Raw genomic sequence first — 14,309 nt, 5'->3', positions numbered from 1 at the left:
CTCATCCTTGTACCAAGCCAAGCATGCACCACCGACATTTTTGTCCCGGCCGCATCCCCCGGACGCAGGGTTCAGGCGTTGAAGAACTCCTTGAGTTCGTCAACCCGGTCCAGCCGTTCCCAAGTGAAGTCGGGCTCGTCGCGGCCGAAATGGCCATGCGCTGCAGTCTTGGCGTAGATGGGACGCTTGAGGTCGAGGGCATCGATGATTGCCCGGGGACGGAGGTCGAAGATCTCTGAGATAGCTTCGCTGATCTTGGCCGGATCAACTGTCTCCGTACCGAAAGTTTCAACGTAGGTACCCACCGGCCGCGCTTGGCCGATCGCATAAGCGATCTGGATCTCAGCACGCTTGGCCAGGCCGGCAGCCACGACGTTCTTGGCCACCCAGCGCATTGCGTAGGCCGCAGAACGGTCCACCTTCGAAGGATCCTTGCCGGAGAAAGCACCGCCGCCGTGGCGGGCGAAGCCGCCGTACGTGTCGACGATGATCTTGCGGCCCGTCAGTCCGGCGTCACCCACGGGACCGCCAATAACGAAAGCTCCGGCGGGGTTCAGGATGTTCGCGACGTGGGAAATGTCCAGGTTGGACACAGCCAGGACCGGATCGATGACGTGCGCGGCGAGGTCGGCGCGCAACTGGTCAAGGTGGGTGCCTTCGGCGTGCTGGCTGGAAATGACCACGGTTTCAACGGACACGGGGCGGTCGCGATCGTATCCGACCGTCACCTGGGTCTTGCCGTCCGGGCGCAAGTATGCCAATTCGCCGCTCTTGCGGACCTCCGTGAGGCGTTCCGAAAGGCGGTGCGCGAGCCAGATCGGGGTGGGCATGTACGACGGCGTCTCGTCGCTTGCGTATCCGAACATGATTCCCTGGTCGCCGGCGCCCTGGAGGTCGTAGTCATCCTCCTGGCGGCCTTCGCGGGCTTCGAGGGAGTTGAAGACGCCTCCCGCGATGTCGTTGGACTGCTGTCCGATCGACACGGAAACGCCGCAACGGGCGCCGTCGAAACCGTTGGCCGACGAGTCGTAGCCGATCCCAAGGATGGTCTCGCGGACAATCTGCGGGATTTCCACGTACGCGTCCGTGGTCACTTCGCCGGCGACGTGCACTAGTCCGGTGGTAGCCATGGTCTCCACTGCGACCCGGGACTCCGGATCCGCAGCCAGGAGCGCGTCGAGGATGGCGTCGCTGATCTGGTCGCAGATCTTGTCCGGATGACCTTCAGTTACCGACTCCGAGGTGAAGAGCCGGAGCTTGGACGGGGTTCCGTGGGATTCATGGTGCAGCGGTAAAGTCACTCGACTACCTTACTCGGTTGGGGGCAACCGGCTTCCGCCGTGTGTCCCTGTGCTAAGGAACGGTCGTTCCCTGTGTTAATGAATGGGCGCGCGGCTAACGAATGGGCGCGCTTACGTGGCCGGCCGCACGCGCCCGAGTTCCGTACTGATGCGGTCAACCACGACGGCGGCCACGTCCGTTTTGGTGCCGGAAGCGCTCTGCGGGGCGGCGCCGTTGCCGGAGAGAATAATCACAGAGTTCTCGTCCTGGCCGAACACCCGCCCTACACCGACTTGGTTGACTACCAGGAGGTCGCAGCCCTTGCGTTTGAGTTTGGCGGTGGCATGCTGGAGGACGTCGCCGTCCTCGTCTCCCGTCTCCGCGGCAAAGCCGACGATCAATTGCGAACCTTTGTCCGCGTTCCGCCGTTCGACCAGTTCATGCAAAATGTCCGGGTTCTGCACGAGGTGCAGTATGGGAGCGTCGTCTCCGTTGCTCTTCTTGATTTTCGTGTCGGACACTTCAGCCGGACGGAAATCGGCCACTGCGGCAGCCATAATCACGACGTCGGAGCCGGAGGCGGCTTCCAATGCGGCGTCTCGCAGTTCCAAGGCCGATTCAACCCGGACAACGTCGACACCCGATGGAGGCGGGACATCCATGTGGGCCGCAAGGAAGGTGACCCGGGCGCCCGCTTCGAGGGCTGCGGCGGCAAGGGCCACGCCCTGCTTGCCCGATGACCGGTTGCCCAGGAAACGCACCGGGTCCAGGGCTTCCCGGGTCCCTCCCGCGGATATTGTGACAGTGCGGCCTGCGAGGGGCTTTGAGTCCAGGGCGTCGCTGGAACCAATGGCAGCAGTATCGCCCGCCAGCGCAATGGCGGCAGCGAATATCGCTTCGGGTTCCGGAAGCCGGCCCGGACCGGAATCAGGACCGGTGAGTCGACCGACTGCCGGTTCGAGGACTGTGATGCCGCGGCTGCGCAAGGTTTCGACATTCGCACGGGTAGCCGCGTTCTGCCACATTTCGGTGTGCATCGCAGGAGCGAACAGCACCGGGCCGTGGGCCATGAGGAGCGTATTGGTGAGCAGGTCGCTTGCCTGTCCGGTGGCTGCCTTGGCGAGCAGGTCCGCCGTCGCCGGAGCGACGACGATGAGGTCGGCCTCGTGGCCGAGGCGCACGTGGTTGACCTTGTCGACGTCGTCGAACACGCTGTTGCTCACGGGGTTGCCCGAGAGGGCCTCCCACGTAGCTACGCCGACGAACCGGCTGGCCGCTTCGGTGGGGATGACCGTGACATGGTGTCCGGCCTCAGTAAAAAGCCGGAGGAGCGATGCAACCTTGTAGGCTGCGATCCCTCCCCCGACTCCGAGGACTATGCGCACTTGACCTCCGTCAACAGGCTGTCTTTTTACTCTGCGGGCTCGATCGGGGTGGAAACCAGCAGGCCTTCGTTGATCTCGCGCAAGGCGATGGACAGCGACTTTTCGTTGAGCTTCGTGTCGACCAGCGGGCCAACGTATTCGAAGAGGCCCTCGTGCAGCTGGGCGTAGTAGGCGTTGATCTGGCGCGCGCGCTTGGCGCCGAAGATCACCAGGCCGTACTTCGAATCGGCAGCAGCAAGCAGCGAATCGATCGGCGGGTTGATGATGCCTTCAAGGTTCGTGGACACGAAATCTCCAAATTCTAGCGGGCTGACAAGTGCTAGCGCTTAGCGCTGGTGCGGGGTAAGCCCCATGAGTGAAACAAGCTCGTCCGCTGCCCGGCGTACGTCGTCATTGATGACGGTGTGGTCAAACTCCGGTTCAGCGGCAAGTTCCAGTTTAGCGGTTTCCAGCCGGCGCTGCTGTTCCTCCGGGGTTTCGGTGCCGCGGCCCACCAAGCGGCGCACCATCTCGTCCCAGCTGGGCGGGGCCAGGAAGACGAAGTTGGCATCCGGCACGGCTGCCTTGACCTGGCGGGCTCCCTGCAGGTCAATCTCCAAAAGGACCGATTTGCCCTCGGCAATTGCCGCTTCAACCGTGCTGCGCAGTGTTCCGTAACGGTTCTTGCCGTGGACTACTGCCCACTCAAGCAACTGGCCGTCATCGACCAAACCGTCGAATTCCTCGGCAGACTTGAAAAAGTAGTGAACCCCGTCCTTCTCCCCCGGGCGCGGGGCACGGGTGGTGGCAGAGACCGAAAGCCAGACTTCGGGGTAATTGTCCCGGATATACGTGGATACGGTTCCCTTGCCTACAGCAGTAGGGCCAGCGAGGACGGTCAGTCCCGGATTCTTGCTCACATCGTCCTTTATGAAGAGTCACTGCACTTCGGCCGAGGCTGCTGGCCCTTGCCGAAGGCGCTAAACACTGTATTTGTCTTCCATGAAATCTATCAGCGACCGGGATTGGTGGATCCCAAGGCCACGGAGCCGGCGCGAGGACGCGATTCCGATCTCGGCCATGATCGCCTGGGCCCGTACCGGACCGACGCCCGGTACCGCTTCGAGAAGCTCGGAAACCCGCATCCGCGCTATGGCCTCGTCCTCCTGCGCGGACTTGATCAGTTGGGCAAGCCCAAGTTCGCCGTGCCGGAGCTGTTCCTTGGCTGCGGCGCGCCGCGCCCGCGCCCTTGCCGCCTTTTCCAAGGCGTCCGAACGTTCCTGCGGAGACAACGCTTTCAACGTCATTGACGCATCCCCCTTTGGCCGGCATCAAGTGCGGAGCAGTTTGGACTGCTCCCGAAGCTACCGTGTGGCCAGCACCTAGCGCAATGCGCCCGGCTTATCGAACAGTTTCTGGTCGACAGCCCGACGCATTGCGCCCAGTCTCAGCCTTCCAGCAGGCCGTCCCGGGTCGCCTCCGTGGCGGAACGCAGTCCGGCCACCGATGGCCCGGCCGCGAGGATTCCACGGCTCGAAGTTGCCAGGACCGCACTGTATGCATCGCCGAAGGTTGCGCGCAGGTCTGCCGGCGTAGCGCCTTGGGCCCCAAGCCCCGGGGCCAGGATAGGTCCGCGAACCGCACCCAGGTCCAGGCCGAGCTCCTCGAGCGCACTGCCGATCGTGGCTCCGACCACGAGGCCCACCGAGCCCATGGTGCCCGGGTACCGGCGGTTCTCCTCCGCGGCGGCCTCAACAATCCGGCGGGCCACCGATTCCGCTCCACCGACGTGCTGGACGGACTTGCCCTCCGGATTCGACGTCAGGGCGAGAACGAAGGCACCGCGGCCATGCTCCGCCGCGAGGTCAAGTGCCGGCCGGAGCGATTCGAAACCGAGGTAAGGACTCAGGGTCACCGAATCCGCGGCCAAGGCGGAACCGTCGCGCAGCCAGGCATCGGCGTAGGCAGCCATGGTGGAACCGATATCCCCGCGCTTGGCGTCGGCAATACTCAACACGCCGGCGTCGGACGCGGCCGCAAGGGTCCGTTCCAGCACCGCCATCCCGGCCGAGCCGTGGCGCTCGTAAAGCGCCACCTGTGGCTTCACCGCGGCAGCGAGGGAAGCCACAGCCTCCACGACGGTGAGGGAAAAGCGCTCGAGCCCTGCGGCGTCGTCGTTCAATCCCCAATCAGCCAGGAGCCCCGGGTGCGGGTCGATGCCGACGCACAGCGGGCCGCGGGCGGCCATGGCGGCCGCCAGCCGGGAACCGAACGGCTCCCGGCCCTGTGCGGCGGCTTTGGCAACCTCAGGCATTGACGGCCTCGGCCGACGCTTTGAGGTTGCTGGCATGTTCCTGCAGGCTTGTCACGGACCACGCGTACGTGCGCAGCGCCTCGATGGCCTGGACCGCGGCGTTGAACTCCGCAACCGTAGTGATGCAGGGGATGCCGATCGATGTAGCCGCCGCGCGGAGCTCGTAGCCGTCGCTGCGTGCTTCGCCGCCGGACGGCGTGTTGAAGACCATGTCGATCTCGCCGGCGACGATGAGGTCCGCAATGGTGCCCTCGCCTTCGGCGCTGCTGCCCTCGGCAACCTTGCGGACCGGGCTCGCCTGGATTCCGTTGCGACGAAGCACGTCGGCGGTGCCGCCCGTGGAAACAATTTCGAATCCGAGGTCCGAAAGACGCTTGACGCCCATGATCACGGAACGCTTGTCCCGGTTGGCGACGGAAACGAAGATCTTGCCTTCGGTGGGCAACGCGTTGTTAGCCGCGGACTGGCTCTTGGCGAACGCGGTGTCGAAGTGCTTGTCGATACCCATGACCTCACCGGTCGAGCGCATTTCCGGTCCAAGCAGGGAGTCCACCACCTTGCCGGCCGGCGTCCGGAAGCGGCTGAACGGCAGCACGGCTTCTTTCACAGCTACCGGAGCGTCAAGGGGCAAGGTGGAGCCGTCGCCCGTCTCCGGAAGCATCTTGTACGCCGTGCGCAACTGGTTGATGGTGACGCCGGTACCGATGAGGGCAGCGGCCTTCGCCATCTGGACGCCGGTCGCCTTGGAGACGAACGGCACGGTGCGTGAAGCGCGCGGATTGGCTTCGAGGACGTAAAGCACGTCGGAGGCCAAGGCGAACTGGATGTTGATGAGGCCCCGGACGCCTACGCCTTCGGCAATGGCGCGGGTGGCCGTGCGCACGCGGTCGATCACGTTGTTGCCAAGGGTGATCGGAGGAAGCACGCACGCGGAGTCACCGGAGTGGATGCCGGCTTCCTCGATGTGCTCCATGATGCCGCCGAGGTACATGTCCGTGCCGTCGAAGAGTGCGTCAACGTCGATTTCGACGGCGTCCTCCAGGAAGCGGTCGATCAGCACCGGGTGGTCCGGAGTGATCTCCGTGGCGTTGGCGATGTAGCGCGAGAGGTTGGCTTCGTCGTAGACGATTTCCATGCCGCGGCCGCCGAGCACGTAGGACGGACGGACGAGGACGGGGTAGCCGATTTCGTCCGCGATCTTCTTTGCGTCCTCGAAGGAGACAGCGGTGCCGTTCTTCGGCGCGATGAGGCCAGCCTGGTCAAGTACGCGGGAGAACATGCCACGGTGCTCGGCGAGGTCGATGGCCTCGGGCGAGGTTCCAAGGATCGGTACGCCGGCGTCTGCAAGCTGCTGTGCGAGCTTGAGCGGGGTCTGGCCGCCGAGCTGCACGAACACGCCCATCACTCCGCCGGTGCGCTCCTCTGCCGCGATGACTTCGAGGACGTCCTCGAGGGTCAGCGGCTCGAAGTACAGGCGCGTGGAGACGTCGTAGTCCGTGGACACGGTTTCCGGGTTGCAGTTGACCATGACCGTCTCGTATCCGGCCTTGCGCAACGCCATGGAGGCGTGGACGCAGGAGTAGTCGAATTCGATGCCCTGGCCGATGCGGTTGGGGCCGGAGCCGAGGATGATGACTGACGGCTTGGAGTGCAGGCCGACCTCGTCCTCTTCGTCGTACGCCGAGTAGTGGTACGGCGTGTAGGCGGCAAATTCGGCGGCACAGGTGTCCACCGTCTTGTACACCGGACGGATGCCCAAGGCCTGGCGGACCCCGCGGACCACGGCCTCGGGGTTGTGGGTCAGGGCGCCGATCTGCTCGTCGGAGAAGCCATGGCGCTTGGCGTTGCGCAGCATGGCTTCGGTCAGGGCACCGGCCTTGCTGATCTCCTGGGCGGTTTCGTTGAGCAGCTGCAGCTGGTCGAGGAACCAAGGGTCGATCTTCGTGGCGGCATAGAGCTCCTCCACCGAAGCACCACCCAGCAAGGCGCGCTGCACTTGGTAGAGGCGGTCCGTCGTCGGGCGCTTGGCCTCTTCCACGAGCTCGGGAACTTCCCATTCGGGAACGTGGCTGAAGTCCAGCTGCGAACCCTTCTGCTCAAGCGAGCGGAGGGCCTTCTGCAGGGCCTCGGTGAAGTTGCGGCCCATGGCCATCGCTTCGCCCACGGACTTCATGGTGGTGGTCAGCGTGTTGTCTGCCGCCGGGAACTTCTCGAACGCGAAGCGCGGAACCTTGACCACGACGTAGTCGAGCGTCGGTTCGAAGGACGCAGGGGTCTTCTGCGTGATGTCGTTCGGGATTTCATCCAGCGTGTAGCCGAGGGAAAGCTTGGTGGCGATCTTGGCGATGGCGAAGCCGGTTGCCTTCGACGCCAGCGCGGACGAGCGCGAAACGCGCGGATTCATTTCGATGACGACGACGCGTCCCGTGTCCGGTTCGATGGCGAACTGGATGTTGCAGCCACCGGTGTCGACGCCGACCTCGCGGATTACGGCGATTGAGATGTCGCGCAAGCGCTGGTACTCGCGGTCGGTCAGGGTGAGGGCCGGAGCCACGGTGATGGAGTCGCCCGTGTGGACGCCGACGGGATCGAAGTTCTCGATGGAACAGACGACAACGACGTTGTCGTTCTTGTCCCGCATCATCTCGAGTTCGTATTCCTTCCAGCCGAGGATGCTCTCTTCGAGCAGTACCTCGGAGGTCGGGCTGTACTGCAGGCCCTGGCCGACGATGCGGCGGAGGTCGTCTTCGTTGTACGCCAAGCCGGAGCCCAGGCCGCCCATGGTGAAGGACGGGCGGACAACCATGGGGTAGCCGAGGTCGTCCGCCGCCGTGAGCGCTTCGTCCATGGTGTGGATGATGTGGCTGCGGGCGGATTCCGCACCACAGCGTTCCACGACGCCCTTGAACTTCTCGCGGTCCTCGCCAAGTTCGATTGCGGCGATGTTCGCACCGATGAGCTCGACGTTGTACTTTTCCAGCACGCCGTTCTTGTCCAACGCGATCGCCGTGTTGAGGGCTGTCTGGCCGCCCAGGGTTGGCAGGACAGCGTCAGGGCGTTCCTTCGCGATGATCTTCTCGACTACCTCGGGCGTGATGGGTTCAACGTAGGTCGCATCGGCGAACTCGGGGTCCGTCATGATGGTGGCCGGGTTGGAGTTCACGAGGATGACGCGAAGTCCCTCCTCCTTCAGGACCCGGAGGGCCTGGGTGCCGGAGTAGTCGAATTCGGCCGCCTGGCCGATGACGATGGGGCCGGAACCAATGACAAGGACGCTCTTGAGATCTGTACGCTTTGGCATTACTTGGTGTCCTCGTTCTTCGCGGAGTTCGATGTCTGGGTGGCGTCCTGACCGTTCTTCGTGGTCTCCATCAGCGCGATGAAGCGGTCGAAGAGGTACGCGGCGTCGTGCGGGCCTGCCGCGGCTTCGGGGTGGTATTGGACCGAGAACGCAGGGATGTCGAGGCAGGCAAGGCCTTCGACGACGTCGTCGTTGAGGCTGACGTGGCTGACCTCCACGCGGCCGAAGCGCTCTTCCGGAGCGAGCGTGGCGCCATCCATGGGGGCGTCGACGGCGAAACCGTGGTTCTGCGAGGTGATCTCCACCTTGCCCGTGCGGCGGTCCATGACCGGCTGGTTGATGCCGCGGTGGCCGTACTTCAGCTTGTACGTACCGAAGCCAAGGGCGCGGCCGAGGATCTGGTTACCGAAGCAGATGCCGAAGTACGGCAGCTTCTCGTCGAGCACCGAACGGAGCAGTTTCACCTGGGCGTCCGCGGTGGCGGGGTCGCCCGGACCGTTGGACATGAAGAAGCCGTGCGGGTTGACGGCCTTGACGTCTTCGAGCGTCGCCGTCGCAGGAAGGACGTGGACGCGGACGCCACGCTCGGCGAAGCGGGCCGGCGTCATGGCCTTGATTCCGAGGTCGATTGCTGCGATATCGAACTTCGCATCGCCGTCCCAACCGTGGTCGGCGGGTTCGACGACGTAGGCTTCGTCGATGCTCACTTCTTCAGCCAGGCGGGCACCTTCCATGGGGGCGCTGGCGAGGACGGCGTCCAGGAGTTCCTTGTCCGTGGCGTTCGCGGCCTCGCCGGAGAAGATTCCAGCGCGCATGGTCTTGTGCTCGCGCAGGTGGCGCGTGATGGCACGGGTGTCCACAGCCTGGATGCCGACGATGCCCTGTTCGACCAGTTCGTCGTCGAGGGACTTCTCGGAACGCCAGTTGGAGGGACGGCGGGCCGCATCGCGGACCACGTAACCAGCCACCCAGATGCGGCGCGACTCGGCGTCTTCGCTGTTCACGCCGGTGTTTCCGATGTGCGGCGCGGTCTGGACCACGAGCTGGCGGGCGTAAGAGGGGTCCGTGATGGTCTCCTGGTACCCGGTCATGCCGGTGGCGAAAACCGCTTCGCCCAGGGCGACGCCGGTAGCGCCGTAGCTGCGGCCGCGGAACATCCGTCCGTCTTCGAGGACCAGCACGGCCGCGGTGGACTCCGCTGGGGTATTCGCGGTGGCTGTCGTTTCTTTCGCTGTCACTGTCTCATCCGTCACTGCGTTGGTGTCCGTCACTTTGTTACTTTCCACTATCGGCATCTGCCTGGGGGGCTGCAGAGATCAATTCTTGAAGTGCTTCGAGGAGGGGTTGCTTGTCGGCGGCCTGCTTGGTCCTGAATCCGGTGTCGAGTTCACGTTGTCCAAGCTTCCAACTCACGACAACGAGTCCGTCCTTTTCGACGAATTTTCCGGCCATCCCGCTCGCGGTGCGGCATTCCGTCACAGCGTCCGCGGGAACGAACAACGGATCGTTTCCGGCGCGGTCGAACAGGACGCCTTCAGGATGGACGCTCAATTCCGCGTTCCCGCGGAAGCCCAGGCCTTGGACCGCGATCCGGTCAAGCCAGTCACCCGCCGTCGTGGTGGCCACGTACTGGCCCTCCGCCACGATGCCGGCGGGACTGAGGCGCTCAGGCACCGTCGGAAGGCGTTCGACGTCGTACTGCCGCTTGAGCCGGTTGCGCCACCCAAGCGCGAACAGCGCGAAGACGACGACGGCCGCGGAGAGGACGAGCACGCCCGGAAGGATTCTGTCCATCAGTTCCTGCTGCCTGCGCCGGCCGCATCAGCTGCGTAGCGGTACGGCGTGTTGAGCTTGCCGTCCAGCACGGTCGGATGGCCCTTGAAGAAGGTCGCGACGACGGCTCCGGGCAATTCCTTGCCCGCGAACGGCGAATTACGGCCCATGGTCGCCATCTTGTTCGGGTCGACCGTCCAGCGGGCAGCGGGGTCGACCAGGATGACGTTGGCGGGCTCGCCGGCCTCAAGCGGACGGCCTTGATCTGCCACGCGGCCGATGGCGGCCGGAACCGTCGAGGTGACCCGCGCGAAGTCCGCCCAAGTCATCAGGCCCGTCTCGATCATGGTTTCCTGGACGACCGAAAGGGCAGTTTCGAGTCCCGTCATGCCCATGGCAGCCTGGGCCCACTCGCATTCCTTGTGTTCGCTCGGATGCGGTGCGTGGTCCGTTCCTATGACGTCGATGGTGCCGTCAGCGAGCCCGGCCCGGAGTGCTTGGACGTCCGAGGCCGTGCGCAGGGGCGGGTTTACCTTGTAGACGGGATCGTAGCTGCGGACGAGTTCGTCCGTGAGCAGGAGGTGGTGGGGAGTCACTTCGGCAGTGACGTTGATCCCACGCGACTTCGCCCAGCGGACGATTTCCACCGAGCCGGCGGTGGACACGTGGCAAATGTGCAGTCGGGATCCTACGTGCTGGGCAAGGAGGACGTCGCGCGCGATGATGCTCTCCTCCGCGACCGCCGGCCAGCCAGCGAGGCCGAGGACGGCAGAGACGGCCCCTTCGTTCATCTGGGCCCCTGCGGTCAGGCGCGGCTCCTGCGCATGCTGGGCCACGACGCCGTCGAAGGCTTTGACGTACTCCAGGGCCCGGCGCATCAGCACGGGATCGTGGACGCAGATTCCGTCATCGGAGAAGACGCGGACCTGAGCGCGGGAATCGGCCATGGCGCCGAGTTCGGCGAGCTGCTCACCGGCGAGGCCGATCGTGACCGCGCCGACGGGGCGCACATCCACCCAGCCCGAAGCGCGGCCCAAGGAGTGGACTTGCTCGACGACGCCCGCCGTGTCCGCGACGGGGTTGCTGTTGGCCATGGCGTGGACGGCGGTGTAGCCGCCAAGCGCCGCCGCGCGCGTGCCGGTTTCCACGGTTTCGGCGTCTTCCCGGCCGGGCTCGCGCAGATGGGTGTGGATGTCCACCATGCCAGGAAGCGCAACGAGTCCCGCGGCTTCGATCACGGTGGCGCCCTCAGCGGAAAGCCCGGTGCCTCGCTCCGCGATCACGCCGTCGCGGATCAGCAGGTCTTCGGCGCCTCCCCCGAGGATAGCCGCGCCGCGAATCAGGAAGGTTCCGGTGCTTGCGCCTGAAGCGGTCTCGGTCATCAGTTGTTCTCCTTCTCGGAACGGGCAGCATTGGTACCGGCTGCGCCGGACGTGGTGGCCGCTTCGCGGGTGTCCCCGGAGAGCAGCAGGTAGAGGGCGGCCATGCGGACCGAAACACCGTTCCGGACCTGGGCCAGCACTGTGGAGCGCGGCGAATCGGCGGCGGCGGACGAAATCTCCAACCCGCGGTTCATCGGCCCGGGGTGCATGATGATCGTGTCCTTGAGCCCGAGCTCGTCGAGGGCACGGAGGCGGGCATCGTCGAAGCCCCAACGCCGTGAATACTCGCGGGTGGACGGGAAGAACGAGGCGTTCATCCGTTCCCCTTGGACCCGTAGCATCATCATGGCGTCGACGCCGGCTTCCAGTGTTTCGTCGAGGTTGTAGCTGACCTTGCAAGGCCAGTGCTCGACGCCGATCGGCAGCAGCGTGGGGGGCGCCACCAACGTGACGTCTGCTCCGAGGGTGCGCAACAACCAGACATTGGAACGGGCAACCCGCGAGTGCAGGACGTCGCCCGCGATCGCGACCCGCATGCCGCTGAGGTCGGCGCCGATTGATTCTGAACCGTGGAGCTTGGTCCAGTGGCGGCGCATCGTGAAGGCGTCCAACAGCGCCTGCGTCGGGTGCTCATGGGTACCGTCGCCGGCGTTGATGACGGCGGCATCGATCCAGTCCGTGGCGGCAAGCCGGTGCGGGGCTCCCGAGGCCCAGTGGCGAATGACTACGGCGTCCGCGCCCATGGCCGAAAGGGTTTGGGCAGTGTCCTTGAGGGATTCCCCCTTGGATACCGATGAACCCTTCGCGGCGAAGTTGATGACGTCAGCGGACAGCCGCTTTGCCGCCGCCTCGAAGGAAATGCGGGTCCGGGTGGAGTCTTCGAAGAAGAGGTTCACCACGGTGCGCCCGCGCAAGGCGGGCAGCTTCTTGACTTCGCGGTCCCCCACCGCGGCCATTTCTTCGGCGGTGTCCAGGATCCGGATGGCGTCGGCGGCGCTGAGGTTCTCGGTGGAGAGCAGGTGTTTCATGCGCCGGCCTCGATCACTACTTCATTGACGGGCTGTCCGTTGACGGAGTCGAACTCTTCTAGCCGGACCCTGACCTTCTCCGAAGAAGAAGTCGGTAGGTTCTTGCCCACATGGTCCGCGCGGATGGGGAGTTCGCGGTGGCCACGGTCTACCAGGACGGCCAGGCGGACGCTGCGGGGCCTGCCAAGGTCCACGATCGCGTCCAGGGCTGCCCTGATGGTCCTGCCGGAGTAGAGGACATCATCGATGAGGACAACTACCTTGTTGTCGATTCCGGACAACGGGAGCTTCGTGGGATACGGCGGCCTGGCGGGCTGGTGGGAGAGATCGTCGCGGAACATCGTGACGTCGAGTTGGCCGACGATGGCCGAGGCGTTGACGGAGGGATCGGCGGCGGCAATCTTTTCCGCCAGCCTGACGGCCAGCGGATATCCGCGGCGCGGGATGCCCAACAGGACAAGATCCTGGGAACCTTTATTGGCCTCGAGGATCTCATGGGCGATACGAGTGAGGGCACGGTCGATATCCGCGTGGTTGAGTACAACCCGGGACGGCACCGGCGCGGCGACATCAGTCATCGCTCGTCTCCCCTTTCCCCGCCTCACGGGACGGAATTAAAAAAGGAACATTTGCTTTTCAAAACTATCACAGGCGGAGCCATTGGCCGGCGCGCCGAGGCCCCGGCCAATGCGTTTTCGCTCACACAAAAACCCCGGCTGGAGCCCAGCCGGGGTTTTTGTCAGTGCCTAATGGCTTAGTGCCATTGCCTGGACTAGGCGAGGAGCGAAGGCTTCAGTTGCTGCAGGCGGCCCAGGAGGCCGTTGATGAACGCAGGCGACTCATCGGTGGACATGGTCTTGGCCAGTGCCACGGCTTCGCTCACTGCGACGCCGTCCGGGACGTCGTCGTTGTAGAGCAGTTCCCAAGCCCCGATGCGCAGGATGATCCGGTCAACCGCCGGCATCCTCTCCAAGGTCCAGCCTTGCGCGTACGTCTGGAGGAACTCGTCGATGGTCTGCTGCATCGCAACCACGCCCTCGACGATATCGGTGGTGTACGGATTGACGACGAGGTCGGTCTTTTCCCGGCGGGCCTTCAAGACCTCGAAAGCGGAGGCGGAACGCTGTTCCGCCTCGAAAAGAATTTCGAGGGCCCTGTTACGGGCCTTACCACGGGCGCTCACTAGTCGTTGACCCGGCCCAGGTAGCTGCCGTCACGGGTGTCGACCTTGACCTTGGTGCCCTGCTCAACGAAGAGCGGAACCTGGATCTCGTAGCCGGTTTCGACCGTGGCAGGCTTGGTGCCGGCGGACGAGCGGTCGCCCTGCAGGCCCGGCTCGGTGTAGGTGATCTCAAGGACCACGCTCGGCGGCAATTCGATGTAGAGCGGCGTGCCTTCGTGGATGGCGATGTTGACCATCTGGTTTTCCAGCATGAAGTTGGTGGCGTCGCCCACGACGTTGCCGGAAACGTGGATCTGGTCGTAATCCGAGGTGTCCATGAAGACGAAGTCTTCGCCGTCCTGGTACAAGTATTGGTAGTCGCGGCGGTCAACCGTGGCGGTTTCGATCTTGAGGCCGGCGTTGAAGGTCTTGTCGACCACCTTGCCGGACATGACGTTACGCATCTTGGTGCGCACGAACGCGCCGCCCTTGCCCGGCTTGACGTGCTGGAACTCGATGATGTTCCAGAGCTGGCCCTCGAGCTTCAGCACGGTTCCGTTCTTGATGTCATTTGTGGTTGCCACTAGTACTATCCTCTGGTTTCTCTCACTGGTTTTGCTAGCTTCGTAGCGTCCAGCCGTCTATGCCAATCCGGCGTGCCATGACGGCCGCCAGCGCGTATTTGTCAAAAATCCAAAGTCCAT

Annotated in this window: 14 protein-coding genes; all 14 read right to left on the bottom strand. The window is 64.4% G+C overall.

What is annotated here, in order from left to right; genetic code table 11:
* Positions 1–71: 71 nt before the first annotated feature.
* Positions 72–1,301 carry a methionine adenosyltransferase gene (gene metK, locus ABCW42_RS10500; protein ID WP_423181204.1) on the bottom strand — a complete coding sequence of 410 codons (1,230 nt, stop codon included), beginning with the start codon at positions 1,299–1,301 and terminating at the stop codon, positions 72–74.
* A 111-nt stretch (positions 1,302–1,412) separates the two neighbouring features.
* Complete coding sequence (coaBC, locus tag ABCW42_RS10495; RefSeq protein WP_423181203.1) at positions 1,413–2,666, bottom strand: bifunctional phosphopantothenoylcysteine decarboxylase/phosphopantothenate--cysteine ligase CoaBC; 1,254 nt, start codon at positions 2,664–2,666, stop codon at positions 1,413–1,415.
* A gap of 26 nt (positions 2,667–2,692) precedes the next feature.
* Entirely contained in the window at positions 2,693–2,953 is a 261-nt protein-coding gene (rpoZ, locus tag ABCW42_RS10490; RefSeq protein ID WP_078109003.1) for a DNA-directed RNA polymerase subunit omega, read from the bottom strand.
* A gap of 39 nt (positions 2,954–2,992) precedes the next feature.
* A complete protein-coding gene (gene gmk / locus ABCW42_RS10485; RefSeq protein ID WP_423181202.1) occupies positions 2,993–3,565 on the bottom strand; it encodes a guanylate kinase in 573 nt (190 codons plus the stop codon).
* A 60-nt stretch (positions 3,566–3,625) separates the two neighbouring features.
* Positions 3,626–3,952: an integration host factor, actinobacterial type gene (mihF, locus tag ABCW42_RS10480; protein ID WP_423181201.1), complete on the bottom strand. Its 327-nt coding sequence runs from the start codon at positions 3,950–3,952 to the stop codon at positions 3,626–3,628.
* 140 nt (positions 3,953–4,092) lie between these two features.
* The gene (gene pyrF, locus ABCW42_RS10475; RefSeq protein ID WP_423181200.1) at positions 4,093–4,959 is read right to left on the bottom strand and encodes an orotidine-5'-phosphate decarboxylase; all 867 of its coding nucleotides are present in this window, start codon (positions 4,957–4,959) and stop codon (positions 4,093–4,095) included.
* Complete coding sequence (carB, locus tag ABCW42_RS10470) at positions 4,952–8,260, bottom strand: carbamoyl-phosphate synthase large subunit (protein ID WP_423181199.1); 3,309 nt, start codon at positions 8,258–8,260, stop codon at positions 4,952–4,954. The genes pyrF and carB overlap by 8 nt, the downstream gene beginning before the upstream one ends.
* A complete protein-coding gene (gene carA, locus ABCW42_RS10465; protein ID WP_423181198.1) occupies positions 8,260–9,555 on the bottom strand; it encodes a glutamine-hydrolyzing carbamoyl-phosphate synthase small subunit in 1,296 nt (431 codons plus the stop codon). Before carA ends, carB begins: the two co-directional genes overlap by 1 nt.
* Complete coding sequence (locus ABCW42_RS10460; RefSeq protein ID WP_423181197.1) at positions 9,536–10,054, bottom strand: hypothetical protein; 519 nt, start codon at positions 10,052–10,054, stop codon at positions 9,536–9,538. The genes carA and ABCW42_RS10460 overlap by 20 nt, the downstream gene beginning before the upstream one ends.
* On the bottom strand, positions 10,054–11,415 hold the full coding sequence (locus tag ABCW42_RS10455; protein ID WP_423181196.1) for a dihydroorotase: 1,362 nt from the start codon (positions 11,413–11,415) through the stop codon (positions 10,054–10,056). The genes ABCW42_RS10460 and ABCW42_RS10455 overlap by 1 nt, the downstream gene beginning before the upstream one ends.
* Positions 11,415–12,443, bottom strand: coding sequence for an aspartate carbamoyltransferase catalytic subunit (locus ABCW42_RS10450; RefSeq protein WP_423181195.1), 1,029 nt, complete (start codon positions 12,441–12,443; stop codon positions 11,415–11,417). Before ABCW42_RS10450 ends, ABCW42_RS10455 begins: the two co-directional genes overlap by 1 nt.
* On the bottom strand, positions 12,440–13,021 hold the full coding sequence (gene pyrR / locus ABCW42_RS10445) for a bifunctional pyr operon transcriptional regulator/uracil phosphoribosyltransferase PyrR (RefSeq protein ID WP_423181194.1): 582 nt from the start codon (positions 13,019–13,021) through the stop codon (positions 12,440–12,442). Before pyrR ends, ABCW42_RS10450 begins: the two co-directional genes overlap by 4 nt.
* 194 nt (positions 13,022–13,215) lie before the next feature.
* On the bottom strand, positions 13,216–13,626 hold the full coding sequence (gene nusB, locus ABCW42_RS10440; RefSeq protein WP_423181193.1) for a transcription antitermination factor NusB: 411 nt from the start codon (positions 13,624–13,626) through the stop codon (positions 13,216–13,218).
* Positions 13,626–14,189, bottom strand: a complete 564-nt coding sequence (gene efp, locus ABCW42_RS10435) for an elongation factor P (protein WP_133204210.1) — start codon at positions 14,187–14,189, stop codon at positions 13,626–13,628. Before efp ends, nusB begins: the two co-directional genes overlap by 1 nt.
* Between the last annotated feature and the right edge of the window lie 120 nt (positions 14,190–14,309).

Source organism: Arthrobacter sp. NyZ413 (assembly GCF_049390645.1).
Taxonomy (GTDB): domain Bacteria; phylum Actinomycetota; class Actinomycetes; order Actinomycetales; family Micrococcaceae; genus Arthrobacter.
This window is presented reverse-complemented; position numbering and strand designations above follow the sequence as displayed.